Raw genomic sequence first — 26,089 nt, forward strand, 5'->3', positions numbered from 1 at the left:
CGCCCCGCCCCCACAGCCGTCCCGCCCTCTCCCGCCGGAACTCGCCGCCAGGGTCGCGCACATCAACGCGCTGACGGCCACGGGCCGGATCGAGGAGGCGTCCGCTGCGGCGACCGCCCTGCGCGAGGAGCTGACCCGGTCGGCCGGCACGGAACACCCGGACGCGCTGGAGGCACGGGCCATGGAGGCGTACCTGGCACACCTGCGCGGAGACCACAGGGAGGCGACCGTCCTGGCCCTCTCGGTGGCCCGCATCCTGTGCGGCGCCGGTGCCCCCGGCGCCCCTGGGGCGATCGCACGGGCGGCGGCCGCCTGGCAGCGCCTGGAGGACGGTACGGCGGTGGTCGTCCACGGCAGCGAACTGCTGCACATGTGGGACCGGTTGCGCGGCGCCGGCCGCCTCGCGCCGGCGGACGAACGACTGGCCCGCCGGGTGCGCGCCCAGGTGGAGTCCCTGTCGGCCCGCGTGTGACCGGACGGGCGATGTACGAGCCGTGGACCGAGCGTCAAACGAGCGTGGAACGCCCCTGACCACACTCCGTTCCACCGGAGGCCCCGCTTCCAGCCGCCGCGGCTGGGCGGGCCCCCCAAGGACACAGGAGCAGGAGCACACCATGAACGTGACGGTGATCGGGTCCGCGAGCGCGGTGTCGCCCGAGGAACGGGCGTTGCGGGACCTCTATCTGGAGCACGGCCCCGCCCTCTACGCGTACGTGCTGCGCTTGCTGGGCGGGGACACCCACCGCACGGAGGACGTACTTCAGGAGACCCTGCTGCGCTGCTGGAACAAGCAGACGCTCGCCGACGGCGAGGGCATGGCCGTACGCCCCTGGATGTTCCGCATCGCCCGCAACATCGTGATCGACGCACACCGGACGAAGACGGCCCGCCCGCAGGAGATAGGCGGCGCCGACTGGCTGACCGAACTGGGCACCGACGCCGACGACATCGAACGCATGCTGTCGTCCATCGTCCTGCACGACGCCCTGCGGGCCCTGACACCGGCACACCGCGAGGCCCTGGAGGCCACCTTCTTCGCCGACCGCACCACACACCAGGCCGCCACCGCGCTGGGCGTCCCCCAGGGCACGGTGAAGTCCCGCGTCTACTACGCCCTGCGCAGCCTCAGAGCGGCCCTGGCGGAGCGCGGTGTGCACTGACCGGACGCACCGCACGAGCACCCGCCGGGGATCCGGCCACGGCCCTACGACAGCCCGAACAACCCCGGGTCCGAGGCCAGCTTCCTGAAGACCGCCGCGGGGTCGGCGACCAGCCTGCGCTGCTCCAGGTCCAGGATCCCGCCGACCGCCGTGATCTCCGCGGCCACCGTGCCGTCGGCCTTCACCACGCTCTGCTCGATCCGGAACGTCTTGCCGCCGCTCCACTCGAAGGCACAGGTCACCTCGACCTCGTCGCCCGCGAGCAGCTCGCGTTTGTAGCGGATGGTCGTCTCCAGCGCGACCGGGCCCACGCCGCTGCCGATGAGGGCGGACTGGCTGATACCCCCGGCCCTGAGCAAGGACCAGCGGGCGTGCTCCGCGTAGTTCAGATAGACCGCCTGGTTGAGGTGTCCCTGCACGTCCGTCTCGTAGCCACGGACGGTCACTGGGACGGAAAACGGCTCGCTCACGGCTTTCCCTTCTCGCGCCGGATCTCTCACACCGGACACGCACACCGGACTCTCGTGCGCTGCGCAACGATCCACTGATCCTGGCATGCCCGTCACGCCCGGCGCGGCGAGGCCAGCAGATACCGGCTCCCGGTGCGCGGCTCGCGGTGCTCGCTCACCTGCCAGCCTGCCCTTTCCAGGGTGGCCGCGCAGGCCCGCAGCGCCTCGCCGTCCGCCTCGTGGACGGCGACCGCTTCCGGCTGCGGGGTCTCCCGTACGCGATACCCCCCGCCCTCCCGCCCCGCCGGAGTGTGCCCGGCCGCCTCCAGGGCAAGGGCCGCCGCCCGCACCAGGTGCGTACGCTCCCAGCCGCACGGCCGGTCGGTGTCCCCGCCCGGGTTGGTCATCCGACGCAGCTCCACCAGCCCCTGCCAGGCGCTGTGCACCTCACGGCGCCGGGCGGGACCGGCCTGCGGAGCGGCCTCCTCACCGCCGACGCGTGCGGCGAACACGCCCGCCGACGCGGGAGCCTGCGCGGCCCCCACCGCCTCGGGCGCCTGCGTGATGCCCTGCCGCACCCGGTGCCCCTCCGGCGTCAGGAAGTGATCGTGTGGCGGCCGGGGGTGGCGGAAGGCGAGACCCCGCTTCACCAGCGCCGTGAGCTGCGACTCCGTGCCGCGGAGCCGCCCGGTGACAGGGTCGGCGGCATCGATGACACGCTGCTGTGCGACGGTCGGCGGACGGGTCACGGCGTACTCCTCTCCGGCCTCGGGCAGCCCCCCGGGGCTTCACGCCCCACCCGCTCGAAGGTTACGGCCCGGCACTGACATTCCCGGCCGGGACGACTCCCCGCCCCGCACCGCGGCCCGCCGCCCGCCTGGGCTCGGGACGCCACGTGGCGACCAACGCGCCGGCCAGCAGCAGCTCGGCCAGGTCGCCGCCGTAGTACATGACCTCCGCGCCGCCCCGCACCTGGTCGACCGGCGCGTGGACGTCGACCCAGAAGCCGCCGTACATCAACTGTGAGATCACCGCGTGCGCCGCGATGGCGACGCCGAGGTAGACCAGCCGGGCCCTGACCCCCGGCCGGGCGGGGGCCGGGTCCGGGCCGGCGATGGCGTAGGCGAACAGGCACCCGGACAGCAGGAAGTGCGCGTGCAGCAGCCAGTGCGCCGTCGGATCGGTCGCGGTCGCGTTGTACAGGGGGGTGAAGTACAGCACCGCGAGGCCGCCCGCGGAGAGCACCAGGGAGACCGACGGGTGGGCGAGCACACGGGCGGGCGGACTGTGCAGCACCGCGGTCAGGCGCCGGGCCCGAGAGGCGGGCAGGGTGCGCAGCAGGAGCGTGACGGGGGCGGCGAGGACGAGGGCGAGCGGCGCGTACATGCCGATGAGAAGGTGCTGGGCCATGTGCCCGCGGAAGTCCTGGTGGGCGTAGGGGGCCACGGGCGGCAGCAGCGCCACGCCGAGCAGGAGGATGCCGCCCAGGAACCAGCCGGTCCGCCACCGGCTCCAGCCGAGGGCCGGATTGCGGTGGCGTGCCCGTCGGGCGAGCAGCAGGTAGGCACCGGCTGCGGCGAGCAGCAGGAGTGCGGGGGGCAGCCAGTCCGGGGTGCCGCCGCCCGCGGTGTGCCCGTGCTCATGCGGATGGTGGCCCATCAGTCCTGCCGGCCTTCACGGCGGCCGGCCGCCGCACCGGGCTCGAAGGGCCGGCCGCCGCGCTGGAGCAGGTGGCCGCCGGCGACCAGCAGGGCGCCCAGGACGAGGAAGCCGATGTCCCACCAGACCTGGCCCTCGCCGGCGTGGACGTGGTGGATGCCGAGGACGTGGTGGTCCAGTACGCCTTCCACGAGGTTGAACAGGCCCCAGCCGACGAGCATCCAGCCCCACAGCACCCGGGAGGTCCACACGCGCCGCCGGTCGTGGGTGACCCGCGCGTACAGCACGGCGAGCCCGAGCAGGACCGCGAGCCAGCACACGGTGTGGAAGACACCGTCCCACAGGGTGTTCATCTCCAGCCCGGAGACGGTGTGGGGGTTGTAGTACTTCACCCCGATGCGGTCCTGGTCGGTGCTGGAGAGCATGTGGTGCCACCGCAGCAGCTGGTGCAGCAGGATGCCGTCGGCGAACCCGCCCATCCCGACCCCGAGCACGATGCCCGGCAGCTTGAGGTCCGCCGGTCGTACGGCGCCGACCCGGGCTTCACCTTGCGTGGTGGCCATCACTCGTCTCCGCTCCTGCCTGGGGGAAGGACCGAAGACGACGTTCCCTCATGCGCGGCGCTCACGCCCTGCGCCCGGCCTCCGTCCGGCTCAAAGCCCCTTTCCGGCCGTCCCCACGCATGTCCGGGAATCGCTCGGCGCCTACTGCCGGTACCCGCCGAGGAACCGCCCGATCCGGCCGATCGCCGCCTCCAGGTCCTCCGCGTGCGGCAGGGTGAGGATGCGGAAGTGGTCCGGTGACGGCCAGTTGAAGCCCGTGCCCTGGACGACCTGGATCTTCTCCCGCAGCAGCAGGTCCAGCACGAACCGCTCGTCGTCGTGGATCCGGTGCACCTTGGGGTCCAGGCGCGGGAAGGCGTACAGCGCGCCCTTCGGCTTCACGCACGTCACGCCCGGGATCTCGTTGAGCATCCGCCAGGCCACGTCCCGCTGCTCCAGCAGCCGCCCGCCCGGTGCGGTGAGCTCGCGGATGGACTGCCGGCCGCCGAGCGCGGCCTGGATGGCGTACTGCGCGGGCGCGTTGGCGCACAACCGCATGGAGGCCAGCATGGTGAGGCCCTCCAGGTAGTCCTTGGCGTGCTGCCGCGGCCCGGTGACCACCAGCCAGCCGGAGCGGAAGCCCGCCACGCGGTAGGTCTTGGACAGCCCGCAGAAGGTGAGGACCACCAGGTCGGGGGCGAGCGCGGCGGCCGAGTGGTGCACGGCGTCGTCGTAGAGGATCTGGTCGTAGATCTCGTCGGCGAAGACCATGAGGCCGTGCCGCCGGGCGAGGTCGAGGATGCCCTCGACGATCTCCTTGGGGTAGACCGCGCCGGTGGGGTTGTTCGGGTTGATGATCACGACCGCCTTCGTCCGGTCGGTGATCTTCGACGCCATGTCGTCGAGGTCGGGGTACCAGTCGGCCTGCTCGTCGCACAGGTAGTGGACCGCCTTGCCGCCCGCGAGGGTGGTCACCGCCGTCCAGAGCGGGAAGTCCGGGGCGGGGACGAGGATCTCGTCGCCGTCCTCGATGAGCGCCTGGACGGCCATCGACACCAGTTCCGAGACGCCGTTGCCGAGGAAGACGTCGTCGACGCCGACCTCCAGGCCGAGCGTCTGGTAGCGCTGGGCCACGGCCCGGCGGGCGGACAGGATGCCGCGCGAGTCGGTGTAGCCGTGCGCCTGCGGCAGCATCCGGATCATGTCCTGGAGGATCTCGTCCGGTGCCTCGAACCCGAAGAGCGCCGGATTGCCGGTGTTCAGGCGCAGCACGCTGTGCCCCGCCTCCTCCAGCGCGTCGGCGTGCTCGATGACCGGGCCGCGGATCTCGTAACAGACCTCGCTGAGCTTGCTCGACTGCCGGAACTCCATGCGCCGCTCTCCTCTGCCGATCGTGTTGCTTGGTTTTACCAAGTACGCGCTTGGAAAGTCCAACAACTTGTCTAGACTGCGTCGCATGCCACCTCGCCGAAGCTACGACCAGTACTGCTCCGCCGCCCGCGCGCTCGATGTCGTCGGTGACCGCTGGACCCTGCTGATCGTCCGGGAGCTGCTCGCCGGCCCGCGCCGCTACACCGACCTGCACGCGGATCTGCCCGGCGTCAGTACCGACGTCCTCGCCTCGCGGCTGAAGGACATGGAGCGCGACGGCCTCGCCACCCGGCGCCGGCTGCCACCGCCCGGGGCGGCCTTCGTCTATGAACTGACGGCGCGGGGACGGCGGTTGCTGCCAGTGCTGCAGGCGCTGGGGGAGTGGGGGCAGGCCGAACTGGGGGAGCGCCGGGCGACGGACGCGGTCCGGGCGCACTGGTTCGCGCTGCCCCTGCTGCGTCTGCTGGACGGCGAGGGACTCGTCGAGGTCCGCCTGGAGGAAGGCCTGTTCCACCTGTACGCGGGTGGCGAGGACGGGCCCGTGTACGGCGACGGGCCCGCCCCCGCGGAGCCGGACGCCCGGCTGGTGCTGGACACCGGCACCTGCACGGCCATCGGCCGCGGGGAGCTGAGCATCGCCCGGGCCGTGCGCGAGGGACGGGTCGAGGTGAGCGGCGAGGGCACGCTCGCCAAGGCGCTGCGCACGGCATGAAAGAAGGCCCGCGGGCAGCGGGCCTTCTGTTTCAGCGAATCGGCCGGGTGAGGACCGGTCAGGTGAGACCGGTCAGGCGCCCGGCGGTACCCGGGACGGCCGGCCCGCCCCGCGCGTCAGCGCGTAGCCGCCCACCCCCGCCAGGGCGGCCAGGATCCCGCCGGCCGCGGTCCACACCCACCGGTCCGACCACCAGCCGGACGCCCAGCCGTCCTCGGGTTCGAGACCGGCCAGCACCGCCGCGTCCTCCTGCTCCTCCTCGGGTTTCGAGGCGATCCCCGGCACCAGCGGCTCGGCGAGCGAGCCGTCCACCGCCGCGGATCCGCCGATGTCCGCGGAGTCCACCTGTATCGCCGTGCTCACGGGGAGGCCGAGGTCGGCGGTGGCGACGCCGGTGGCCGTCAGCCGGACGTAGTAGGTGCCCGGCAGCGGGTCGTTCGCCCACTGCTCCGACCAGGCCCGGACCGTGCGCAGCACACAGGCCAGCTCCACGGAGGACGTGTCCGCCCCCGCGGTGCGCGTCTGCGCCCCGTACTGACAGGCCTGACGGCGGCGCAGACCGTCGTAGACGTCGATCTGCCAGGTCTGGGAGGCGTGGGTCTCCGGCAGTTTCACCGTCGCCCGGACCGTGGGCCGCTGTCCGGTGTCCGCGGGGAACGACCAGTACAGGTAGTCACCCGTGGAGCCGCTCGCCGTGGCCCGCTGCCCCTGTTCGATCTCCGTCGCCGTACGGAATGACGTACCGGCCTGCGTGGGAGCCGACGACTCCTCCTGCGAGGGGCTCGGCGAGGCGTCGGCCGCGGCCGGGCCGGCCGCCACGCCCAGGGTCAGCAACGCCGCGCTCAACGCTCGTACCCATCGCATCAGTTGGTCCTCCAGACCGCGATCCGCCAGCGCGACAGCCAGCCCCAGACGACACCGGCGAGGAAGCCGGTGAGGATCAGCACGCCGAGCAGCCACCAGCCGCGGCCGAGGCCGAAGGCGGCCACGTCGCCCGCCTGGTCCGGGGCGTCCACGACGTCCACCGTCAGCTCCAGTGGCAGACCGGGGGTGGTCTTCACGCCGGAGGCCGCCGAGAAGGAGTGCGAGACCGCGAGGCAGACCGCCTCGGCGGGGGCGTCCTCCTCGTCGCTCTCGGCCTTCGGGTAGCGCAGCCCCGTCGAGAGCACGTCGGTGCGGCCGTTGCCCGCCGCCTCGCCGCGCACGATCTCGCGGCCCTTCGACGTGACCGCACGCATCAGCACGCCGTAGCCGGGGTTCACCGCCCGGTCCGCCGCGACGCTCACCGAGGCGCGCAGCTCCTTGCCCGGCGGAACGTCCACCCGGTACCAGCGCTGCTGCCCGAACTCCTCGCGGTCGGTGTACAGACCCGACTTCAGCGTCGGCGCCCCGGCGCACCGGTCGGCCCCCTCGGCCGGCACCGGCGTCACCACCGGATCGGCCGCCCGGTCCACCAGCTGGTTGACCCGGTCGGTGAGTTCGTCCTGATGCTCGACCGAGGTGTAGGTGCCGCCGGTGGCCTCGGCGATGCAGCTCAGCTGCCGGCTCAGCTTGGCCGTCGGCACCAGGCCCAGGGTGTCGATGGTCAGGCCGATCCCCTTGGCGGCGATCTCGCGGGCCACCTCGCACGGGTCGAGCGGGGCGCAGGTGTCCTCGCCGTCGCTGATCAGCACGATGCGCTTGGAGCCGTCGCCGCCGTCCAGGTCACCGGCCGCCTTCAGCAGGGCCGGGCCGATCGGCGTCCAGCCCGTCGGGGTGAGGGTGGCGACGGCCGTCTTGGCCTCGGTGCGGTCGAGCGGGCCGACCGGATAGAGCTGCGCGGTGTCCTTGCAGCCCGTCCTGCGGTCGTCCCCGGGGTAGTTCGCGCCCAGGGTGCGGATGCCGAGTTCGACCTCCTCGGGCGTAGCGTCGAGCACCTCGTTGAACGCCTGCTTCGCGGCGGCCATCCGCGACTGGCCGTCGATGTCCCGCGCCCGCATCGAGCCGCTCACGTCGAGGACGAGGTCGACCTTGGGGGCGTCCTGGCCCGTGGGTTCGCCGGCGGCCGCCCCGGCCGGGAAGGCGAGCCCGGCCGTCAGCGCGGCGAGCAGGGCACAGACCCCCGCCGCCAGCCGTGTTCTTGTGATCATCGCCGGATCCTATTGATCACCCCGCTCCGGTTCCAAAACGGGTTTCACCGCAGGGGGTTGGGCAGTTCCGCCCACTGGTCCCCGGGCGTCCGCGGCGAGAGCCGCATCAGCGTCAGCGCCTTCGAGGGCAGCGGATCGGCGCACAGTGCCGCGAGATCCGGGGTGCGCGGCAGGTCCCGTACGGCCGTCTCCAGCGCCGCGCCGAGCGCCGGACCCGACCCGGCCGTGCCGGCCAGCGCGCCCGCCACGAGCGAGCCGAACAGCTTGCGGCGCAGCGCGCGTTCGTCGTCCGTGACCATCCGGGCCGGCAGCTCGGGCACCTCGATGCCGTGCCGGGCCAGGCGGGCCGGGCTGACCCGGATGTCGGCCAGGTCGCGGTAGACCAGCCGCACCGGGTCGCCCGCCGCCGAGAGGACTACCAGGAGGTTCTGGCCGTGCGCCTCCAGAGCCACGCCCAGCTCCAGCAGCCGCAGCCCGACCGTGAGCGTGAGCCGTGCGAAACCGGCCAGCCAGGCGGGGGAGTGGGGGAGGCCGGTGGTCGCCAGCGCCGCCACCGGCAGGACCCGCTCGCCGCTGCCCGCGTACGCCTGCGGCGACTCCCGCAGGACGGCGGCGAGGTCGGGGGACCCCGCGGCCGCCGCGCCCAGGGTGCGGGTGATGTGCAGCAGGCCGTCCGAACGTTCCGCCGGCGTCGCGGCGAAGTCCGACAGCGTCGCGGAGGCGGCGACCGAGGGCAGGGAGATGTCCCGCACCGAGGACGTCAGCCGGGCGCTCAGCGAGGTCTTCACCTGCGGCCCGCCGGGCACGGCCAGCGTCCGCAGCGACATCAGCGGATGCGCCGGGCGCCGCTCCTCGCACGTCCGCTTCAGCACGTGCGCCGCCTGCCACGGATGCACCGGAAGCACCACCCGCCCGCCGTCCCGCAGCTCGTCCGGCCACACGCCGCTCACCAGGCACTCCTGCGCCCGCACCGGCACCAGCCCCAGCTCCACGACAGGCCGGTGCTCGGGCCCGTAGGCCAGCTGCTCGGCCACCGAGAAGCCGGGACGGGACCGGCACGTCGGATGGAACGGATGCCCGTCGACGATCCGCTGCTCCCACTCCCAGTCGCTCTCGGGCCACTCCTCCCGGTCCCCCTGCTGCCCCGCCCGGGACAGCGCCAGCGACGCGACGCTGTGCCCGAGCTCGGCGGCGAACGCGGCGGAGTGCGGTACGGCGAGGTCCGTCATCAGCCGCGCCGGATCCGTGTACGCCGTCTCGTCCAGCCGTACGGCGGTGACGTACGCGCCGGTCGCGTACGGGTCCGGCCGGGGCCCGTGCAGTCGGCGGCCGTCGGACAGGGACAGCGTCAGACCGTCCCGGGCCTGCTCCCGGCGGGCGACCCAGGGCAGCGGCTCGTGGGCGAGACCGCGCCACAGCCGGGACAGCACGGCCGCCCGGGCGCCGGGCAGTTCGGCCTCGTACCGCGGCAGGAGCCCGGGCCGGACGACGGACAGCTCGTCGGCCACCTCGGCCTCGGCGGTGGGGGGACGGTGCACGGGCGGGCTCCTCGGGTACGAATAGGGGCGTCACAGCGGAACGGCGACGACCGACATACTGATCATCTCCGCCCGGCACGCTGAAACGACCATAGGGACGAGTGGAACGCGTGGACCTCATGCCCCCGCCCGCCGACGACGACTCGGCCCCAGGTGACGACCCGGCCACCGGAGCCCTCGCCGACGCGTACGCCGCCGTGCCCCTGCTGAACTGCCTGCTGCGGGAGGTCGCCCGGCCGGTGCGCCGGGAGGGCGACCGTCGCGTCCACCGACTGCCCGGCACGGGCCGGCTGTTGCGGGTGCGCGGAACACGGCGGCCCGCCGAGCCGGAGATCGAGGTCACCGGAACCTGGCACCGCGTCGGCCACACCGAGCTGGTCAAGCTCGTCGCCGAGGAACTGCGCCGGCACACCGGGCTGTCCAACCACGAACTCCCCGCCGAGATGCTCGACAGCCGCGACGCCGTGGCCGCCCTGCTCTCCGCCCGGGCCCGGGCCGTTCCGCCCGACGACACCTACCGGCGCTCCGAGCAGGCCCTCCTGACCGGCCACACCCACCACCCGGCCCCCAAGGCGCGCGGCGGCGGACCCACAGCCCGCTGGCTGCCGTACGCGCCCGAGGCGTACGCCCGCTTCCCGCTGGTGCTGCTCGGTCTGCGCGAGGACACCGTCGTCGAGGAGGGCGACACCTCCGCCCTCGACGGACTCGGCACGGCGCCGCCCGGCTACCGGCTGCTCCCGGCCCACCCCTGGCAGCTCGAGCTGGCCGCGCAGGAGCTCGCCGCGGCCTTCGCGGACGGCCGGCTGATCCGGCTCGGCACCACCGCCTCCGACGCCTGGCCGACCGCCGCGATCCGTACGCTCTACACGCCCGAGCGGGACCTCTTCCTCAAGTTCAGCCTGGACGTGCGCATCACCAACGACATCCGTCGTCTGTGGCGCCACGACCTGCTCGCCGTGCGCCGGACGGACGCGGCCGTGCGCGCCGCCTTCGAGAGGTTCGACGGGCCCTCGGCCTGGCTCAGCGACCGCGGCTACCGCACCGCCGGCTTCGCCTTCGAGGCCCTGGCCGTCCTCGTCCGCGACGGCTTCACCGGCCGTCTCCTGCCCGGCACTGTCCCGGTGCTCGCCGCCGGTCTGGTCGAGGGCTTCGACGGCAGCCCGCTCGATCGCGCCGCCGACCCCGCCCTCTGGTGGGCGGCGTACCTGGCCCAGGTCGTGCCCCCGGCGCTGACGGCGTTCGCCGAGCACGGGGTCGTCATCGAGGCGCATCTGCAGAACACGCTGGTCGCCGTGGACGCCGACGGGCTGCCGGTGCAGGCGCTGTACCGGGACGCCGAGGGCGTCAAGCTGCTGCCGGACGTGACGCGGCAGGCGGGCTGGGAGCGGCTCGTGTACTGCCTGGTGGTCAATCACCTCATCGAGATCGCCGGCGCCCTCACCGAACGGCACCCGGAGTTCGACCCCTGGCCCGCCGCCCGGCGCGAACTCGCCCGTCACGGCCTCCCCGAGATCCCCGCCCTGCTCACCTCGCCGACCCTCCCGGCGAAGACCAACCTGCTGCTGCGCTGGACCGGCGCCGACGGCGCCGACGCCCGCTACCGGCCCCTGCCCAACCCGCTCCGGCAAGGGACCTGACCCGCCGGGCCGGGCACCCCCATGACATGATCATCACTACACGCACAGAGGGGAGGGGCGGCATGGCCGCGACGCCGAACGCAGGGCTTCCGTGCCGCATCGTCGTCTGCCGGGACTGCTGCTGCGGCACCCGCAAGATCAGGGGCGTCGATCACGCCGCCCAGACCGAGCGCCTGCGCGAGGCGGCGCCGGTACGCGTCTCCGACTGCCTCGACGTGTGCGACCAGGCCAATGTGATCGTCGTCCAGCCGTCTGCCGAGGGCCGGGCCGCCGGGGGCCGTCCGGTGTGGCTCGGACTGGTCAACGACCCGGCCGCCACCGAGGACGTCGTCTCCTGGGTGCGGGCGGGCGGCCCCGGCGTCGCGCCGGTGCCGGAGATCCTCGACCTGTATGTCTTCAGCCCGCACAAGAAACGCGCCGCCGGCGGTTCGTGAAGCAGGGCTCGGCTCGCGACACAGGGCTCAGGTCACGGGCCGCGTGACACGGCCGCCGTGCCGGGAGTGCCAGGACTCCGTCGCCGGGAGCGTCAGGACTCCTTGCCGTCGACGAGGGCCGGGTCGACCACGCTCGGGTGTTCCGACCAGAAGGCGGGCGCCAGCAGCCGCCACACCACCATGAGGACCACGCCCGCGACGACGATGCCGATGCCGATGACGAGCGGGGGACCGATCCCGAACCACGAGACGCCGCTGTAGGAGTTGCCGGGATCGGACATGTCCGCCACCGACTCCACCAGCAGCCACGCCAGCAGCCCCGCACCGATCAGCGGTCCCAGGCCGATCAGGAGGAAATTGCGGGCGCTGCGGGTCAGCTGGCGGCGGTAGTACACCGCGCAGGCGAGGCCCGTGAGCGCGTAGTAGAACGCGATCAGCAAGGACAGGGCGGTGAGGGAGTCGAAGAGGGCGTTCTCGCTGATGTGGAACAGGACCAGGTACCAGGCGATGGCGATGCCCGCGACCCACCAGGTGCTCACGTCGGGGGTGCGGAAGCGCGGGTGGATGCGGCCGAAGTGGGCGGGCAGCGCGTGCCGGCGTGCCATGGACAGCCCCGTGCGCGAGGCCGGAATGATCGTCGTCTGGGTGGAGGCGAGCGCGGAGGTCGACACCGCCAGCAGCACCACCCAGTCCCAGCCGCCCATCGCCTCCTCGGCGAGCAGCGCGAAGATGAACTCCTCCTCCGACGCGTTCTCGGCGAGGTAGTCCGTGCCCGCGTAGGCGACGACCGCGAAGGCGACCGCGACATAGGTCACCAGCAGCAGCACCGTCGACCAGACGGCCGCCTTGCCGGGGGCGGTGGCCGAGTCCTCGACCTCCTCGGTGAGGTTGACCGCCGACTCCCACCCCCAGTAGATGAACACGCCCAGCAGCAGGGACGCGGTCAGTGACGCCCCGCCCGCTCCGAACGGGTCGAGCCAGCCGAACTCCGGGTCGACGGCGTCGAGGGTGCCGGTGCCGGCGTAGACGCGGTAGAGCGCCACCACGGCGAAGGCGAGCAGGCAGGCGACCTGCGCCAGGATGAGGACGTTCTGCACCTTGGCCGACAGCTCGGTGCCGATCACGCAGACGGCCGTCATCACCAGGATGAGCAGCACCGTCAGCACCTGACGGACCACGTCGTTGTCGGCCCAGCCGTCCAGGCCGACCGCGAGCAGGAAGAACGTCACGGCCACGTCCGCGAGCGACCCGACGACCAGCACGCCCGTCATCGTGATGGCCCAGCCGCCGAGCCAGCCCGCCCACGGGCCCATGGCCCGGGTGACCCAGGAGAACGTCGTGCCGCAGTCCTGGTCGACCTTGTTGAGGTAGTAGAACGCCGAGGCGATCAGCAGCATGGGCACGAACGACGCGAGCATCACACCGGGGGCGTAGATGCCGACCAGCGCCACGACGGGACCGATCACCGCCGCCACGGAGTACGCGGGGGAGGTCGCGTTGAGCCCGATGACCAGCGCGTCGACGAACCCGATGGCATCGGGCTTCAGGCTCGCCTCCGGGGGTGGGCCCGGGTCCGTGATGTCCTTGGCCATGCTCCCTCGCTCCCGTTGTATGTGGGTCCATACAACAGGCACTTTCGAGGGGGTTTGGTTATTTATGTCCCTTCAGGGCTTCATGTCGGTCAGTCGCCGGTCGTCCTCTCCAGCAGTGCTCCGTACGCGAGCTGCAGCGTGTCCGCCCCCGCCAGGGCGGTGAGCGCGCCCATGGCCGTGCGGGTCGCGCGCGGCCAGAGCAACTGACCGGCGGTCAGCGCCGAGGCGACCCAGACACTCATGCAGAACGGGCAGGTCGCGAGCTCGCCGACGGTGTGCCTGCCCTGCTCGGGCTGGGCCTCCTCGTGCAGCTCGGCGGGCCCCTGCGGTTCCACGTACCGGGTGAACGGGGCCCGCAGCGGGCTGGTCACCGACGCCTTGGTGAGCAGCCGGCTGAGCCGGAAGGTGGCCACCGAGGTCAGGACCACATCCCAGGGCTCGGGCCGCTCCGGCAGCGGGCGCCCGCGGCGCCGTACCACCGTGCTCCACGCCGCCGTGAACGCAGTGAATCCCGCCATGGCCGCGGTGTAGCCGCCCAGCGGCCGGTCGTGCCCTGCCGCGTAGTCCCTGCGGGTGCGCCGGAGCGCTCCGTGCAGCCGGCCGACGAGCCGGCTGTCAGTCCCTGTCGCCGTGCCCATGGGCAGCCCCCGATCGGCTTCCGTTCCTCCGCGCGGCCGGTTCCCCGCCGTCCTGGTGACGCAACCGCACCTCGACATGGCCGTCGGCGACCCTGGTTTCGAAGGACGGCTGGGGCGCGGTGGCCGGTCCGCGCACGTTCCAGCCGTCGGAGAGCCGGAAGACGCTGCCGTGCCAGGGGCACCGCACACATCCGTCGGCGACGGTGCCCTCGGACAACGGCCCCGCGAGGTGGCTGCACCGCTCGGCGAGCGCGTGGATCGCCCCACCGGTCTCGCGCACCACCAGCACCGGCACGTCGTCCACGCTGCGCCGCACCGCCTCACCGGCCGGGAACTCGGCCACGGCCCCGATCCGGTGCCAGCCCTGGGAGACGACGTTCGGGACCTCCTCGGCGTGGTTCGCGCCGGAGGCCTGCCGGTAGGCCAGGTGGCCGCCCAGCATGCCGCCGATCCCGACCGCGGTCAGCCCGAGGAAGCCGTACGCCCGGCCCGCCCCCTCGCGCCCCTTGACGCGGCAGGCGAGCGAGGCGGCGTACAGGCCGACGGCCGCCGTGTTGGACAGGGCGTGCACCAGCCCGACCCGCTGTTGCCGGCGGTGCAGCTCCGCCCAGTCCACCCAGCCGGCCAGGGCCGAGGGGGCGGCGGCGCCCAGACCGACCCCGACCAGCAGCCGTGACTCCCGCGAGCGGCCGGGGCGCAGGTCCAGGACCGCCGCCGACAGCCAGCTTCCGATCGGCACCTGCACCAGCAGCGGATGCACCGGGTGCCCCAGCCACCTGCCGTGCAGCAGGTCCCGGCCACGTCCCAGGGGCAGTGCCCGCACGCCCCTGCGGAGCGTTTCTATCACCGCATCGGCCCTGGCCTCGCGCTCGAGGCGGTCCAGCAGCCACAGGACCCGGTTCTGCCGCATCACCCGGCGGCGAGGTGGGGTTGCGCTCATGCCCCGCCGGGTCCCCACCGCCACCGGCGGCAAACGGAGTGGGCGGCGGCGTTCCTGGTCAGCAGCCCGCCGGGAACCAGGCGGATCCGGCCGTCCCCGTCGGCGGACATCGCGCGGTGCGCCGCGTTTCCCGGCAGGGCCGGCGGGCACCCGCCGCGCCATGAATCCCGGTCGCAGTCCACTGATCGCCGACAGCTCCCTCGCTCTCCTCGCCAAGGGGTACGCCTGGCTGCCCGACCGGAGGCGCCGCACCTCCGCCCCGCTCGTGCGCACCCGGCTCATGGGACAGCCGGTCGTCGCCCTGCACGGCCCCGAGGCGGTGCGGTTCTTCTACGACGAGCGGCACGTGGAGCGCCGCTCGGCGCTGCCCGGGCCGGTGCTGAGCACGCTGTTCGGGCACGGCGCCGTGCACACCCTGGACGGCCCGGACCACCGCGTGCGCAAGGAGATGTTCCTGTCCCTGCTCACCGGGGCGGAGGCGGTCGCCGGCCTGGTGGACCGCGTCGCCGCGGAGTGGGACGAGGCGGTGGAGTCGTGGTCCGGCCGCCGGGTCGTGCTGTTCGACGAGACGAGCCGTGTGCTCACCCGGGGCGTGTGCCAGTGGGCCGGAGTGGTCGTCGAGGACGTCGGGCCACTGGCCAGGGACCTCGTCGCCATGGTCGACGGTTTCGCCACGGCCGGCCCACGCCACTGGCGGGCCCGCCGGGCCCGGGCCCGCTGCGAGGCCTGGCTGGGACGTCTGATCGAGGAGGTACGGGCGGGGACCGCCTCCGCGCAGGCCGGATCGGCCGTGGAGGGGATCGCCCGGCACCGGGACGCCGACGGCCGGCTCCTGGACCCGCACACGGCCGCGGTCGAACTGCTCAACGTCATCCGCCCGACGGTCGCGGTGTGCTGGTTCGTCACCTACGCCGGACACGCGCTGCGCCTCAGGCCCGGGCTGCGGGAACGCCTGACCGGCGACGACCCCGCCCACGCCGTGGCGTTCGCCCACGAGCTGCGGCGCTTCTACCCCTTCGCGCCCTTCGTCGGCGGCCGGGCCGTCACCGATCTGGAGTGGCACGGCGAGCCGATCCCGTCCGGCACGCTGATCCTGCTCGACCTCTACGGGCAGAACCACGATCCCGCCCTCTGGGACGATCCGTACACCTTCGAACCGCGGCGTTTCCTCGAGCGGCCGCCTGCGGGTGACGAGCTGATCCCCCAGGGCGGCGGCGACCGGACCACCGGCCACCGCTGCCCCGGTGAGGACGTCACGATCGCGCTGCTGCGTGCCCTCGTGCCGCGACTGGCCCGGCTGGAGTACGAGGTGCCCGAGCAGGACCTGCGGATCCCGCTGAACCGCATGCCGGCCCGGGTCCGCAGCGGTTTCGTCATGGACGACGTCCGGGTGCCCGCACCCGCCGCCGCGGCCACGTCCCCGGCACCCTGAGCACGACGGGATCCGCCTGCGGGCCAGGGCCCCTCCGTGGCCGTCGCGCCTGGTTACCATGGCCCCTTCGGACTCTGCCCCGGGGGAGCTCAGGACCATGCTGAGAGAGGTCACCGCGACCCGCTACGTCGAACCCCTGCGCTCCGGCGGCTCCGTGCCCGGTGTCGTCGAGGCGGACGACCTCGGCACCTACGTCGTCAAGTTCACCGGCTCCGCGCAGGGCCGCAAGGCGCTGGTCGCCGAGGTCATCGTGGGGGAACTGGCCCGTGCGCTAGGCCTGCGCTTCCCCGAGCTGGTCCTGGTCCACTTCGACCCGGCGATCGCCGGCCACGAGCCGCACCAGGAGGTGCGGGGGCTGCACGCGGCCAGTGCGGGCGTCAACCTCGGCATGGACTACCTGCCGGGCGCCCGGGACTTCACACCGGAGATCTCTCAGGTCTTCCGCGTCGACCCGCTGGAGGCGGGCAGGATCGTCTGGCTCGACGCCCTGACCGTGAACGTCGACCGCACGGTCCACAGTTCCAACCTGATGGTCTGGCCCACCCTCGGCGTCGCACGCCCGCGCCTGTGGCTGATCGACCACGGCGCCGCCCTCGTCTTCCACCACCGCTGGGACGCCGCCGACCCAGGCAAGGCCTACGACTTCCGGCACCACGCCCTCGGCCACCACGGCCCCGACGTCCGGGCGGCCGACGCCGAACTGGCGCCCCGGGTCACCGGGGAACTGCTGCGGCGGATCCTCGCCGAGGTCCCGGACGCCTGGCTCGCGGACGAGCCGGGTTTCGCCACGGCGGACGAGGCGCGCGAGGCCTATGTGACGTACCTCCACGCACGCGTGCTGGCCTCCGCGGCCTGGCTGCCCACCGACTTCCCGAGCCGGGAGGAGCTCGCCGCCGAGGAGGCCCGCCGGGCGGCGAGGAACCAGCAAGGACGCCCCGCGTGGCTCAGGCAGGTGCCCGACCTGCACGGCAAGCCCGCGGCCCAGCAGGATTGGTCGGTGCACCTCGGATGAGTGGCCGTGTCGAGATCGAGTACTGCACCCAGTGCCGCTGGCTGCCCCGCGCGGCCTGGCTGGCGCAGGAGCTGCTGACCACGTTCGAGGCCGAACTGACGGAGGTGGCCCTGAAACCCGGCACGGGCGGCGTGTTCGTCGTCCGCGTCGGCGACGAGGTCGTGTGGGACCGCCGCGAGCAGGGCTTCCCGGAGCCGACGGCGGTGAAGAAGGCCGTACGCGACCGAGTGGCCCCGGGCAGGACCCTGGGCCACTCGGAGCGGTAGCGGCGGTTCAGCCCTTGAGCTGCTCGTACGCCGGGAGCGTCAGGAAGTCGGCGTAGTCCTCGTCGAGGGAGACCGTCAGCAGCAGATCGTGCGCCTGCTGCCAGTTGCCGGCCGCGAAGACCTCGTCGCCGATCTCGGCCCTGATGTTCGCGAGTTCCTCGGCGGCGACCTTGCGGGCCAGGTCGGCGGTGACCTGCTCGCCGTTGTCGAGGACGACCTCCGCGTTGATCCACTGCCAGATCTGGGAGCGGGAGATCTCGGCGGTGGCCGCGTCCTCCATGAGGTTGAAGATGGCGACGGCGCCGAGGCCGCGCAGCCAGGCCTCGATGTAACGGATGCCGACCTGCACGGCGTTCACCAGGCCCGCGTAGGTGGGCTTGGCGTCGAGGGAGTCGACGGCGATCAGGTCGGCCGCCTTGACGTCGACGTCCTCACGCAGCCGGTGCTTCTGGTTCGGCTTGTCGCCGAGGACCTTGTCGAAGGACTCCATGGCGATCGGCACGAGGTCGGGGTGGGCGACCCAGGAGCCGTCGAAGCCGTCGTTCGCCTCGCGGTCCTTGTCGGCACGGACCTTCTCGAAGGCGACCTTGTTGACCTCGGCGTCCCGGCGGGAGGGGATGAAGGCCGCCATGCCGCCGATGGCGTGGGCGCCGCGCTTGTGGCAGGTGCGGACGAGGAGTTCGGTGTAGGCACGCATGAACGGGGCCGTCATCGTGACCGCGTTGCGGTCCGGCAGGACGAACCTGGCGCCGCCGTCACGGAAGTTCTTGACGATGGAGAACAGGTAGTCCCAGCGGCCCGCGTTCAGCCCGGAGGCGTGCTCGCGCAGCTCGTAGAGGATCTCCTCCATCTCGTAGGCGGCGGTGATCGTCTCGATGAGGACGGTCGCGCGGACGGTGCCCTGCGGGATGCCGCAGTAGTCCTGGGCGAAGACGAACACCTCGTTCCACAGGCGCGCCTCCAGGTGGGACTCCGTCTTGGGGAGGTAGAAGTACGGTCCCTTGCCGAGGTCCAGCAGGCGCTGGGCGTTGTGGAAGAAGTACAGGCCGAAGTCGACGAGGGCGCCGGGCACGGGGGTGCCGTCGGCGTCGACGAGGTGACGCTCGTTCAGGTGCCAGCCGCGCGGTCGCATGACGACCGTGGCGAGCTCCTCGTTCGCCTTCAGGGCGTACGACTTGCCGGACGTCGGGTCGGTGAAGTCGATGTTCCGGGTGTAGGCGTCGCTCAGGTTCAGCTGGCCGCCGACCACGTTCTCCCAGGTGGGCGCGGAGGCGTCCTCGAAGTCCGCGAGCCACACCCGGGCGCCCGAGTTGAGGGCGTTGATGGTCATCTTGCGGTCGGTGGGACCGGTGATCTCGACCCGGCGGTCGTTCAGGGCGTCCGGGGCCGGGGCGACCTTCCAGGAGTCGTCGTCGCGGATCGCGGCGGTCTCCGGGAGGAAGTCGAGGGTGGAGGTGCGGGCGATCTCGGCGCGGCGCTCGGCGCGGCGGGCGAGGAGTTCGTCACGCCGGGGCGTGAACCGCCGGTGCAGCTCGGCCACGAAGGCGAGCGCCGCTTCGGTGAGGACCTCCTCCTGCCGGGGCAGGGGTTCGGCGTCGACGATGGCCAGCGGGGACGGCGCTGGAGCGGACATGGACGGTCACTTCCTTCAGCGAGCTGTGAAGACGAGCCGGCGTGCTCGGCACCGGGTGCCAGTCTTCCCGAATACGGCGTTCGGCGCCCTTGGGCCCGTAGGGCGCTTCTGAACAGTGGATACTAGTTTCCTCATGGTGGAAGTTCAATCGTCTGTTGATGTCGAGATTCTCCGAGTCGAGGCAAGGTGGCGCTCCGTGCCACGCCGTTCACTCCAGGTGGGTCAGATCGGCCTCGGTGTCGATGTCGAACGGCCGGGCCACGTCGCCGCACTCGACGAGGGTGATCGCCTGCCGGTGCTCCTTCAGGTAGGCGCGTGCTCCCAGGTCCCCGGTGGCGCCTGAGGCGATGCCCGCCCAGTGGGCGGCGCCGAACAGCACCGGGTGGCCGCGCACGCCGTCGTACGCGGCGCCGGCGAGCGTCTCCTCGCCCTCGTACGCCGCGAGGACCCGGGCCACCGCCTCGGGTCCGATCCCGGGCTGGTCCACGAGTGACACCAGGGCGGCCCGGGCTCCCGTGCCGGCCAGTGAATCGAGCCCGGCGCGCAGTGAACTCCCCATGCCCTGCTCCCAGTCGGGGTTGTCGACCAGGGTGCAGTCCGGCAGTGAGGCCCGTGCGCGCACAGCGTCGGCCTGTGCGCCCAGGACGACGTGGACCGCCGCGCAGCCGCCCTCCCGCAGTACCCGCACCGCGTGCTCCACCAGGGGCCGCCCCCGGTGCGGGAGCAGCGCCTTGGGGCGTCCGCCGAGCCGCCGCCCGCCCCCGGCCGCGAGCAGCAGTCCCGTGACCGCCCGCGCCCCGCCCGTCGTCTCCCGTGTCGTCATGGCTCCTGCATACCGCACGCCCCGTACGGGAGTGCGACGGCGCGAGGCGCGCGTCGCACAGGCGTGCGCCCCGGGCCAGAAAGTCACTCAGCGAAACAAGTCGATGACGCAATGGACTGGCGCCCGGCGGTCCGCGTCGTTTACTGTCGCGCGCACCGACCGGCCGGGCGCCCGACGGCTGCCCGGGGCGGGGGCTTCGTGTCGGAGGGACACGCGCACGGCGAGGTGCGAGGGGGAGGACTGTGTTGCGGAGCGTCGAGCAGAAGCGGCAGGGGCCCGTGACCGGCGGTGGCGAGGATCCGCGCGTGACGGAGCTGCGCTCCGCCGTGTCCCGGTTGCGCCGCCGACTGGCCGCCCATCCCGGCGAGTTCGCCGACCGGACCATCGCAGAGGAGGAACTGGCCACGGTGGCCGCCATGGCCGCCGACGGCATCCCCGAGATCCCTCGCCTGCGCCGCTCCCTCCTGCTCATCGCGGGCGCGATCGGCTCGGTGAGCGCACTGTCCGCCGAGCTGACGGAGGTCCGGCGGGCGGTGGATCTCTTCGGGGGGCCGGTGCGGGGTCAGGGTTAGGGCCTGTCCGGCGCATCGGCCGGGCGGTCCGCGATGACCAGGCCGCTCGCCGCCCCGGGGGCCGGCCCCGTCGCGCGGGGCTCGGTCGGCCCGCGCGGGGCCAGGCCGCCCAGGCCCCCCTTTACGCGGGGCTCTGGCTGGCGAGCGCCTCGGACAGCTCACCCGCGACCTGCTGGAGCACCGGCACGATCCTGTCCGTCAGGGCTTCGGTGACCCGGCCCGCCGGGCCCGAGATGGAGATGGCCGCGGCGGTGGGGGAGTCGGGTACCGGGACCGCCAGGCAGCGCACCCCGATCTCCTGCTCGTTGTCGTCGATGGCGAAGCCCTGCCGGCGCACGTCCTCCAGGGCCGCGAGGAAGCCGTCCGGCGTGGTGATCGTCTTCTCCGTCGCGGCGGGCATGCCCGTACGGGAGAGCAGCGCCCGCACCTCCTCCGGCGGGAAGCCGGCGAGCAGCGCCTTGCCCACGCCCGTGGAGTGCGGCAGCACCCGCCGGCCGACCTCCGTGAACATGCGCATCGAGTGCTTCGAGGGCACCTGGGCCACGTAGACGATCTCGTCCCCGTCGAGCAGGGCCATGTTCGCCGTCTCGCCGGTCTCCTCCACCAGGCGCGCGAGGTACGGACGCGCCCAGGTGCCCAGCAGCCGGGAGGCGGACTCGCCGAGGCGGATCAGGCGCGGGCCGAGCGCATACCGCCGGTTGGGCTGCTGACGAACGTACCCGCAGGCGACCAGGGTGCGCATCAGGCGGTGGATGGTCGGCAGGGGAAGGCCGCTGCTCGCGGACAGCTCGCTCAGGCCGACCTCGCCGCCCGCGTCCGCCATCCGTTCGAGCAGGTCGAAGGCGCGCTCCAGGGACTGGACGCCGCCGTTGGCGGAGGACCGGGCGGAGTCGGTGGTGCTGGCGCTGGACGTCGGCACGGCGCGTTCCTTTCGGGGCGGGCGGGAAGGGCAGAAGCCTACCCGGCAGTCGGTTGACTCCCCGCTTGTACATAGCTACGTTCTGCCTGCTGGAAGTTTAATTCCGCTTTGTGGAAACGTCCAGGAGTGTGCGGGAAAGGGCGCCATGGGCAAGTGTGCCCTTGACTGCGCGAAAGAGGGAGTGAAGACTCCTTCAACAGAAAGTTGAATTCCGTTTCGCGGAAGCGGCTGGAAGTAAGGGGTCCGGGTGTCCGACGCTGAACTGGTGCTGCGCTCGACGCGAGTGATCACCCCCGAAGGAACGCGGGCCGCGTCCGTCGCGGTGACCGACGGCACGATCACGGCCGTCCTCCCGTACGACGCGCCCGTACCGGAGAGCGCCCGCCTGGAGGACCTCGGCGACCACGTCCTGCTGCCCGGCCTGGTCGACACGCACGTGCACGTCAACGATCCGGGCCGCACCGAGTGGGAGGGCTTCTGGACCGCCACCCGCGCCGCGGCGGCCGGTGGCATCACGACCCTGGTCGACATGCCCCTCAACTCCCTCCCGCCGACCACGACCGTTCCGCACCTGCGGACCAAGCAGCGGGTCGCCGCCGACAAGGCGCACATCGACGTCGGGTTCTGGGGCGGCGCCCTGCCCGACAACGTCAAGGAACTCCGCCCGCTGCACGAGGCCGGGGTGTTCGGCTTCAAGGCGTTCCTGTCGCCGTCCGGCGTGGACGAGTTCCCGCACCTGGAGCGCGATCCCCTGGCCCGCACCATGGCCGAGATCGCCGCCTTCGACGGCCTGCTCATCGTGCACGCCGAGGACCCCCACCTGCTCGCCTCGGCCCCGCAGCAACCGGGCCCGAAGTACGCCGACTTCCTCGCCTCCCGCCCCCGGGACGCCGAGGACACCGCCATCGCCCAGCTCATCCGCGAGGCCAAGGCCCTCGACGCGCGCGTGCACGTGCTGCACCTGTCCTCCAGCGATGCCCTGCCGATGATCGCCGAGGCGCGGGCGGAGGGCGTCCGCATCACCGTGGAGACCTGCCCCCACTATCTGACCCTCACCGCCGAGGAAGTCCCCGACGGGGCCAGCGAGTTCAAGTGCTGCCCGCCCATCCGCGAGGCCGCCAACCAGGACCTCCTCTGGCAGGCCCTCGCCGACGGCACCATCGACTGCGTCGTCACCGACCACTCCCCGTCCACGGCCGACCTGAAGACCGACGACTTCGCGACGGCCTGGGGTGGCATCTCCGGACTCCAGCTCAGCCTGGCGGCGGTGTGGACCGAGGCACGCAGGCGCGGGCACGGCCTGGAGGACGTCGTCCGCTGGATGTCCGCGCGCACGTCCGCACTGGTCGGGCTCGACGACCGCAAGGGCGCCATCGCGGCGGGCCGCGACGCCGACTTCGCCGTCCTCGCACCCGAGGAGACCTTCACCGTCGACCCGGTGGCCCTCCAGCACCGCAACCGCGTCACGGCGTACGCGGGCAAGACCCTGCACGGCGTCGTGAAGTCCACCTGGCTGCGCGGGCAGCGCATCGTCGCGGACGGCGAGTTCACCGAACCGAAGGGGCGGCTCCTCACCCGGACCCACTGACTCCCACCCCGGACACCCGAAAGGAAGACCTGATCATCGTGACGGCGATTCCCCGTTTCACCGGCGACGCGAACCCCTACGGAGGCGGCGACCCGTACGCGGACTACCGTACCGCCGACTTCCCCTTCACCTCGTACGCCGACCTCGCCGACCGGCGCCTCGGGGCCGGTGTCATCGCCGCCAACGACGAGTTCTTCGCCCAGCGCGAGAACCTGCTGGTGCCCGAGCCCGCCGCGTTCGACCCCGAGCACTTCGGGCACAAGGGCAAGATCATGGACGGCTGGGAGACCCGCCGCCGCCGGGGCGCCTCGGCCGACCACCCCTGGCCGGCCGAGGAGGACCACGACTGGGCGCTGGTCCGTCTCGGCGCCCCGGGCGTGATCCGCGGGATCGTCGTCGACACCGCCCACTTCCGCGGCAATTACCCTCAGGCGGTGTCGGTCGAGGGCACCTGCGTACCGGGCTCCCCGTCGCCGGAGGAACTTCTCGGGGACGACGTGAAGTGGACGACCCTCGTCCCGCGCACCGCGGTCGGCGGTCACGCGGCGAACGGTTTCGCCGTCGACGTCGAGCAGCGCTTCACGCACCTCAGGGTCAACCAGCACCCCGACGGCGGCATCGCCCGCCTGCGCGTGCACGGCGAGGTCGTCCCCGACCCCGCCTGGCTGGAGGCGCTGGGCACCTTCGACGTCGTCGCCCTGGAGAACGGAGGCCGGGCCGAGGACGCCTCCAACCTCTTCTACTCGCCCGCCTCCAACACCATCCAGCCGGGCCGCTCCCGCAAGATGGACGACGGCTGGGAGACCCGCCGCCGCCGCGACCGGGGCCACGACTGGATCCGCTACCGGCTGGCCGCCCAGGCGCAGATCCGTGCCCTGGAGATCGACACCGCCTACCTCAAGGGCAACAGCGCCGGCTGGGCGTCGGTGTCGGTGAAGGACGGCGAGGACGGCGACTGGCGGGAGATCCTGCCCCGCACCCGCCTCCAGCCCGACACCAACCACCGCTTCGTCCTGCCGGCCCCGGCGGTCGGCACGCACGCGCGCGTGGACATCTTCCCGGACGGCGGCATCTCCCGGCTCCGCCTGTTCGGCTCCCTGACCCAGGAGGGTGCGAGCCACCTGGCGGCCCGCCACCAGGAGCTGGGCGGCTGACCCACCACGGTAGGACCCGTGGGGCGCGACGGCCGTCGGGCCGTGCGCCCCACGGGCTTCGGCGGTGGGGACACTGCCGCTGCGAGGCGTGTGCCTTCACCTGTGGGACAGCACCCCGTGCCACGGGCCCCACCGCACCGCGCGTTCCACCGGCTTCACGCCGCGTGCCCGCCGTCCACCGAGAACTCCGCCCCGGTCACATACGTGGCCCCCGCCAGGTAGGCGACCATCGACGCCACCTCCTCCGCCGTCCCGAACCGTCCCAGCGCGGTCATCGCAGCCTGACCCGCCGCGTACGGCCCGTCCGCCGGGTTCATGTCCGTGTCGATCGGGCCGGGTAGCACCAGGTTCGCCGTGATCCCGCGCCCGCCCAGTTCCCGGGCCAGTGCCTTGGTCAGACCCGCCAGGGCCGCCTTGCTCGTCGCGTAGAGGGTCCCGCCCGGCCCCGGCACCCGCTGGGCCATGCAACTGCCGATCGTGATGATCCGCCCGCCCTCGGGCAGCCACGCGGCGGCCGCCTGGGAGGCCAGGAAGACACCCCGCACGTTGACGTCGAGTACCCGTTCCACGTCCGCGAGCGGCAGGGTGTCCAGCGGGCCGAGCACCCCCACACCGGCGTTGTTGACCAGGATGTCGAGCCTGCCCAGCGCCTCCGCCGCCGCGTCCACCATCTCGGCCGCCTCGGTGGCATCTCCCGTGTCCGCGCGCAGCGCCACCGCCCGGCGCCCCAGCGCCTCCACGGCGCGTACGACGTCCTCGGCCGCCTCCTTGCCGTTCACATAACCGACGGCCACGTCCGCGCCCTCGCGCGCCAGCCGTAGCGCCGTCGCCGCACCGATGCCCCGGCTCCCGCCGGTCACGAGAGCCACCTTGCCGTCCAGAATTCCCTGAGAAGTCATGGGTCCATCCCAGCGGCGGCACGGCACCGGCGCTGGCGGCGAACGGACGTCGAGGTTCCCGGACGGGCCCCCGGAGGCCCCCGCTCCGGCACACCCGATCCGGCGTACAAGCGGAACCTTTGCCTCCGTCTCCCGCGTTCTCCGGTCGTGACCCTTCAGCAAGAGATCGTCGGCAACGCCATGCAGATGGCGGTCGTCAGCCTGCAGCCCGGTCAGACGGTGTACTGCGAGGCCGGAAAGTTCCTGTTCAAGACCACGAACGTGACCATGGAGACCCGCCTGGGCGGCCCGTCGGGCAGCGGTGGCGGGCAGCCGCAGTCAGGTGGCTCCGGCTCCGGCTCCGGCGGCATGGGCGGGCTGCTGCGCCAGGCCATGGGCACGGCCATGCAGGCGGGCCAGCGCGTCCTGGCGGGCGAGTCGCTCGCCTTCCAGTACTTCACCACCCGGGGCGGCGAAGGCACCGTCGGCTTCGCGGGTGTGCTGCCGGGGGAGATGCGTGCGCTGGAACTGGACGGCACGCGCGCGTGGTTCGCGGAGAAGGACGCCTTCGTGGCTGCCGAGTCCACCGTGGACTTCGGCATCGCCTTCCAGGGCGGCCGTACCGGCAGGAGCGGCGGCGAGGGATTCGTGCTGGAGAAGTTCACCGGGCGCGGCACGGTGATCATCGCCGGCGCGGGGAACTTCATCGACCTCGACCCGGCCGACTTCGGCGGCCGCGTCGAGGTCGACACCGGCTGCGTCGTCGCCTTCGAGGAGGGCATCCGATACGGCGTCCAGCGTGTCGGCGGCCTCAACCGCCAGGGCCTGATGAACGCCGTCTTCGGAGGTGAGGGCCTGTCCCTGGCCACCCTGGAGGGCAACGGCCGCGTCATCCTGCAGTCCCTCACCATCGAGAGTCTCGCCAACGCCCTGAGGAAGGCCCAGGGCGGCGACAAGCAGGGCCCGACGGGCGGGCTGTTCTCCACGAACGCCCAGTGAGCGGGCGTACGG

26 protein-coding genes and 1 pseudogene are annotated in these 26,089 nt (G+C 72.9%); 12 read left to right on the forward strand and 15 right to left on the reverse strand.

Annotated elements, in window-relative coordinates:
* Positions 1-472: pseudogene (locus tag ADK65_RS17350) on the forward strand (hypothetical protein); the annotation flags it as partial.
* A gap of 142 nt (positions 473-614) precedes the next feature.
* Positions 615-1,160 carry a sigma-70 family RNA polymerase sigma factor gene (locus ADK65_RS17355; RefSeq protein WP_053671076.1) on the forward strand — a complete coding sequence of 182 codons (546 nt, stop codon included), beginning with the start codon at positions 615-617 and terminating at the stop codon, positions 1,158-1,160.
* Positions 1,161-1,204: 44 nt separating this feature from the next.
* On the opposite strand, the gene ADK65_RS17360 is transcribed toward ADK65_RS17355, so the two are convergent.
* The 5 genes from ADK65_RS17360 to ADK65_RS17380 form a co-directional block, all read right to left on the reverse strand.
* Entirely contained in the window at positions 1,205-1,630 is a 426-nt protein-coding gene (locus ADK65_RS17360) for an acyl-CoA thioesterase (RefSeq protein ID WP_053671077.1), read from the reverse strand.
* Between the two features lie 92 nt (positions 1,631-1,722).
* Positions 1,723-2,358: a hypothetical protein gene (locus ADK65_RS17365; RefSeq protein WP_053671078.1), complete on the reverse strand. Its 636-nt coding sequence runs from the start codon at positions 2,356-2,358 to the stop codon at positions 1,723-1,725.
* Positions 2,359-2,419: 61 nt separating this feature from the next.
* On the reverse strand, positions 2,420-3,268 hold the full coding sequence (locus tag ADK65_RS17370) for a cytochrome c oxidase assembly protein (protein WP_063788026.1): 849 nt from the start codon (positions 3,266-3,268) through the stop codon (positions 2,420-2,422).
* On the reverse strand, positions 3,268-3,831 hold the full coding sequence (locus tag ADK65_RS17375; RefSeq protein ID WP_053671080.1) for a DUF2243 domain-containing protein: 564 nt from the start codon (positions 3,829-3,831) through the stop codon (positions 3,268-3,270). The genes ADK65_RS17370 and ADK65_RS17375 overlap by 1 nt, the downstream gene beginning before the upstream one ends.
* Before the next feature lie 141 nt (positions 3,832-3,972).
* Positions 3,973-5,181 (reverse strand): pyridoxal phosphate-dependent aminotransferase, encoded by a 1,209-nt coding sequence (locus ADK65_RS17380; RefSeq protein WP_053671081.1) that lies wholly within the window; start codon positions 5,179-5,181, stop codon positions 3,973-3,975.
* A gap of 85 nt (positions 5,182-5,266) precedes the next feature.
* Here ADK65_RS17380 and ADK65_RS17385 point away from each other — a divergent pair, with 85 nt between their 5' ends.
* Positions 5,267-5,893: a winged helix-turn-helix transcriptional regulator gene (locus ADK65_RS17385; RefSeq protein ID WP_053671082.1), complete on the forward strand. Its 627-nt coding sequence runs from the start codon at positions 5,267-5,269 to the stop codon at positions 5,891-5,893.
* A gap of 72 nt (positions 5,894-5,965) precedes the next feature.
* On the opposite strand, the gene ADK65_RS17390 is transcribed toward ADK65_RS17385, so the two are convergent.
* Genes ADK65_RS17390 through ADK65_RS17400 form a run of 3 tightly spaced genes read right to left on the reverse strand, consistent with a single transcriptional unit; the run spans position 5,966 to position 9,560 of the window.
* A complete protein-coding gene (locus tag ADK65_RS17390; RefSeq protein ID WP_053671083.1) occupies positions 5,966-6,757 on the reverse strand; it encodes a hypothetical protein in 792 nt (263 codons plus the stop codon).
* A complete protein-coding gene (locus tag ADK65_RS17395; protein ID WP_053671084.1) occupies positions 6,757-8,022 on the reverse strand; it encodes a VWA domain-containing protein in 1,266 nt (421 codons plus the stop codon). Before ADK65_RS17395 ends, ADK65_RS17390 begins: the two co-directional genes overlap by 1 nt.
* Positions 8,023-8,066: 44 nt before the next feature.
* A complete protein-coding gene (locus ADK65_RS17400; protein WP_053671085.1) occupies positions 8,067-9,560 on the reverse strand; it encodes an IucA/IucC family protein in 1,494 nt (497 codons plus the stop codon).
* Positions 9,561-9,661: 101 nt separating this feature from the next.
* On the opposite strand from ADK65_RS17400, the gene ADK65_RS17405 reads away from it, so the two are divergent.
* On the forward strand, positions 9,662-11,197 hold the full coding sequence (locus ADK65_RS17405; RefSeq protein WP_078956017.1) for an IucA/IucC family protein: 1,536 nt from the start codon (positions 9,662-9,664) through the stop codon (positions 11,195-11,197).
* A gap of 62 nt (positions 11,198-11,259) precedes the next feature.
* On the forward strand, positions 11,260-11,631 hold the full coding sequence (locus ADK65_RS17410; RefSeq protein ID WP_053671086.1) for a hypothetical protein: 372 nt from the start codon (positions 11,260-11,262) through the stop codon (positions 11,629-11,631).
* Between the two features lie 92 nt (positions 11,632-11,723).
* Here ADK65_RS17410 and ADK65_RS17415 read toward each other — a convergent pair whose 3' ends face one another.
* The 3 genes from ADK65_RS17415 to ADK65_RS17425 all read right to left on the reverse strand — a co-directional run bounded on the left by ADK65_RS17415 (position 11,724) and on the right by ADK65_RS17425 (position 14,771).
* Entirely contained in the window at positions 11,724-13,223 is a 1,500-nt protein-coding gene (locus tag ADK65_RS17415) for an APC family permease (protein WP_053671087.1), read from the reverse strand.
* 89 nt (positions 13,224-13,312) lie between these two features.
* Positions 13,313-13,861 (reverse strand): DUF1360 domain-containing protein, encoded by a 549-nt coding sequence (locus tag ADK65_RS17420; protein WP_053671088.1) that lies wholly within the window; start codon positions 13,859-13,861, stop codon positions 13,313-13,315.
* A complete protein-coding gene (locus tag ADK65_RS17425; protein ID WP_053671089.1) occupies positions 13,839-14,771 on the reverse strand; it encodes a Rieske 2Fe-2S domain-containing protein in 933 nt (310 codons plus the stop codon). Before ADK65_RS17425 ends, ADK65_RS17420 begins: the two co-directional genes overlap by 23 nt.
* Positions 14,772-14,961: 190 nt before the next feature.
* Here ADK65_RS17425 and ADK65_RS17430 point away from each other — a divergent pair, with 190 nt between their 5' ends.
* The 3 genes from ADK65_RS17430 to ADK65_RS17440 all read left to right on the forward strand — a co-directional run bounded on the left by ADK65_RS17430 (position 14,962) and on the right by ADK65_RS17440 (position 17,511).
* Positions 14,962-16,233, forward strand: a complete 1,272-nt coding sequence (locus tag ADK65_RS17430) for a cytochrome P450 (protein WP_199825654.1) — start codon at positions 14,962-14,964, stop codon at positions 16,231-16,233.
* A 97-nt stretch (positions 16,234-16,330) separates the two neighbouring features.
* Positions 16,331-17,245, forward strand: coding sequence for a HipA family kinase (locus ADK65_RS17435; RefSeq protein WP_053671090.1), 915 nt, complete (start codon positions 16,331-16,333; stop codon positions 17,243-17,245).
* On the forward strand, positions 17,242-17,511 hold the full coding sequence (locus ADK65_RS17440; RefSeq protein ID WP_053671091.1) for a SelT/SelW/SelH family protein: 270 nt from the start codon (positions 17,242-17,244) through the stop codon (positions 17,509-17,511). Before ADK65_RS17435 ends, ADK65_RS17440 begins: the two co-directional genes overlap by 4 nt.
* A gap of 7 nt (positions 17,512-17,518) precedes the next feature.
* On the opposite strand, the gene aceB is transcribed toward ADK65_RS17440, so the two are convergent.
* Complete coding sequence (gene aceB, locus ADK65_RS17445; RefSeq protein ID WP_053671092.1) at positions 17,519-19,144, reverse strand: malate synthase A; 1,626 nt, start codon at positions 19,142-19,144, stop codon at positions 17,519-17,521.
* Between the two features lie 208 nt (positions 19,145-19,352).
* Positions 19,353-19,967 carry a nucleotidyltransferase family protein gene (locus ADK65_RS17450; RefSeq protein WP_053671093.1) on the reverse strand — a complete coding sequence of 205 codons (615 nt, stop codon included), beginning with the start codon at positions 19,965-19,967 and terminating at the stop codon, positions 19,353-19,355.
* A gap of 242 nt (positions 19,968-20,209) precedes the next feature.
* On the opposite strand from ADK65_RS17450, the gene ADK65_RS17455 reads away from it, so the two are divergent.
* Positions 20,210-20,539 carry a DUF5955 family protein gene (locus ADK65_RS17455; protein WP_053671094.1) on the forward strand — a complete coding sequence of 110 codons (330 nt, stop codon included), beginning with the start codon at positions 20,210-20,212 and terminating at the stop codon, positions 20,537-20,539.
* A gap of 121 nt (positions 20,540-20,660) precedes the next feature.
* Here the strand turns inward: ADK65_RS17455 and ADK65_RS17460 are convergent, their stop codons facing one another.
* Positions 20,661-21,458: an IclR family transcriptional regulator gene (locus ADK65_RS17460; RefSeq protein ID WP_053671095.1), complete on the reverse strand. Its 798-nt coding sequence runs from the start codon at positions 21,456-21,458 to the stop codon at positions 20,661-20,663.
* A gap of 247 nt (positions 21,459-21,705) precedes the next feature.
* Here ADK65_RS17460 and allB point away from each other — a divergent pair, with 247 nt between their 5' ends.
* Together allB and alc are read left to right on the forward strand one after the other, a co-directional pair.
* Positions 21,706-23,046, forward strand: coding sequence for an allantoinase AllB (allB, locus tag ADK65_RS17465; protein WP_053671096.1), 1,341 nt, complete (start codon positions 21,706-21,708; stop codon positions 23,044-23,046).
* A gap of 38 nt (positions 23,047-23,084) precedes the next feature.
* A complete protein-coding gene (alc, locus tag ADK65_RS17470) occupies positions 23,085-24,200 on the forward strand; it encodes an allantoicase (protein WP_053671097.1) in 1,116 nt (371 codons plus the stop codon).
* A gap of 155 nt (positions 24,201-24,355) precedes the next feature.
* Here alc and ADK65_RS17475 read toward each other — a convergent pair whose 3' ends face one another.
* Entirely contained in the window at positions 24,356-25,099 is a 744-nt protein-coding gene (locus ADK65_RS17475; protein ID WP_053671098.1) for a 3-oxoacyl-ACP reductase family protein, read from the reverse strand.
* A gap of 147 nt (positions 25,100-25,246) precedes the next feature.
* On the opposite strand from ADK65_RS17475, the gene ADK65_RS17480 reads away from it, so the two are divergent.
* Complete coding sequence (locus tag ADK65_RS17480; RefSeq protein WP_078956019.1) at positions 25,247-26,077, forward strand: AIM24 family protein; 831 nt, start codon at positions 25,247-25,249, stop codon at positions 26,075-26,077.
* Positions 26,078-26,089: the final 12 nt, after the last annotated feature.

The organism is Streptomyces sp. NRRL B-1140 (assembly GCF_001280065.1).
Taxonomy (GTDB): Bacteria; Actinomycetota; Actinomycetes; order Streptomycetales; family Streptomycetaceae; genus Streptomyces.

Coding starts and splice junctions, on each gene's coding strand:
- ADK65_RS17355 (WP_053671076.1), top strand. CDS start 615: ATGAACGTGACGGTGATCGGGTCCGCGAGCGCGGTGTCGCCCGAGGAA.
- ADK65_RS17370 (WP_063788026.1), bottom strand. CDS start 3,268: ATGGGCCACCATCCGCATGAGCACGGGCACACCGCGGGCGGCGGCACC.
- ADK65_RS17375 (WP_053671080.1), bottom strand. CDS start 3,831: ATGGCCACCACGCAAGGTGAAGCCCGGGTCGGCGCCGTACGACCGGCG.
- ADK65_RS17380 (WP_053671081.1), bottom strand. CDS start 5,181: ATGGAGTTCCGGCAGTCGAGCAAGCTCAGCGAGGTCTGTTACGAGATC.
- ADK65_RS17385 (WP_053671082.1), top strand. CDS start 5,267: ATGCCACCTCGCCGAAGCTACGACCAGTACTGCTCCGCCGCCCGCGCG.
- ADK65_RS17390 (WP_053671083.1), bottom strand. CDS start 6,757: ATGCGATGGGTACGAGCGTTGAGCGCGGCGTTGCTGACCCTGGGCGTG.
- ADK65_RS17395 (WP_053671084.1), bottom strand. CDS start 8,022: ATGATCACAAGAACACGGCTGGCGGCGGGGGTCTGTGCCCTGCTCGCC.
- ADK65_RS17410 (WP_053671086.1), top strand. CDS start 11,260: ATGGCCGCGACGCCGAACGCAGGGCTTCCGTGCCGCATCGTCGTCTGC.
- ADK65_RS17415 (WP_053671087.1), bottom strand. CDS start 13,223: ATGGCCAAGGACATCACGGACCCGGGCCCACCCCCGGAGGCGAGCCTG.
- ADK65_RS17420 (WP_053671088.1), bottom strand. CDS start 13,861: ATGGGCACGGCGACAGGGACTGACAGCCGGCTCGTCGGCCGGCTGCAC.
- ADK65_RS17425 (WP_053671089.1), bottom strand. CDS start 14,771: ATGCGGCAGAACCGGGTCCTGTGGCTGCTGGACCGCCTCGAGCGCGAG.
- ADK65_RS17430 (WP_199825654.1), top strand. CDS start 14,962: ATGAATCCCGGTCGCAGTCCACTGATCGCCGACAGCTCCCTCGCTCTC.
- ADK65_RS17435 (WP_053671090.1), top strand. CDS start 16,331: ATGCTGAGAGAGGTCACCGCGACCCGCTACGTCGAACCCCTGCGCTCC.
- ADK65_RS17440 (WP_053671091.1), top strand. CDS start 17,242: ATGAGTGGCCGTGTCGAGATCGAGTACTGCACCCAGTGCCGCTGGCTG.
- aceB (WP_053671092.1), bottom strand. CDS start 19,144: ATGTCCGCTCCAGCGCCGTCCCCGCTGGCCATCGTCGACGCCGAACCC.
- ADK65_RS17450 (WP_053671093.1), bottom strand. CDS start 19,967: ATGACGACACGGGAGACGACGGGCGGGGCGCGGGCGGTCACGGGACTG.
- ADK65_RS17475 (WP_053671098.1), bottom strand. CDS start 25,099: ATGACTTCTCAGGGAATTCTGGACGGCAAGGTGGCTCTCGTGACCGGC.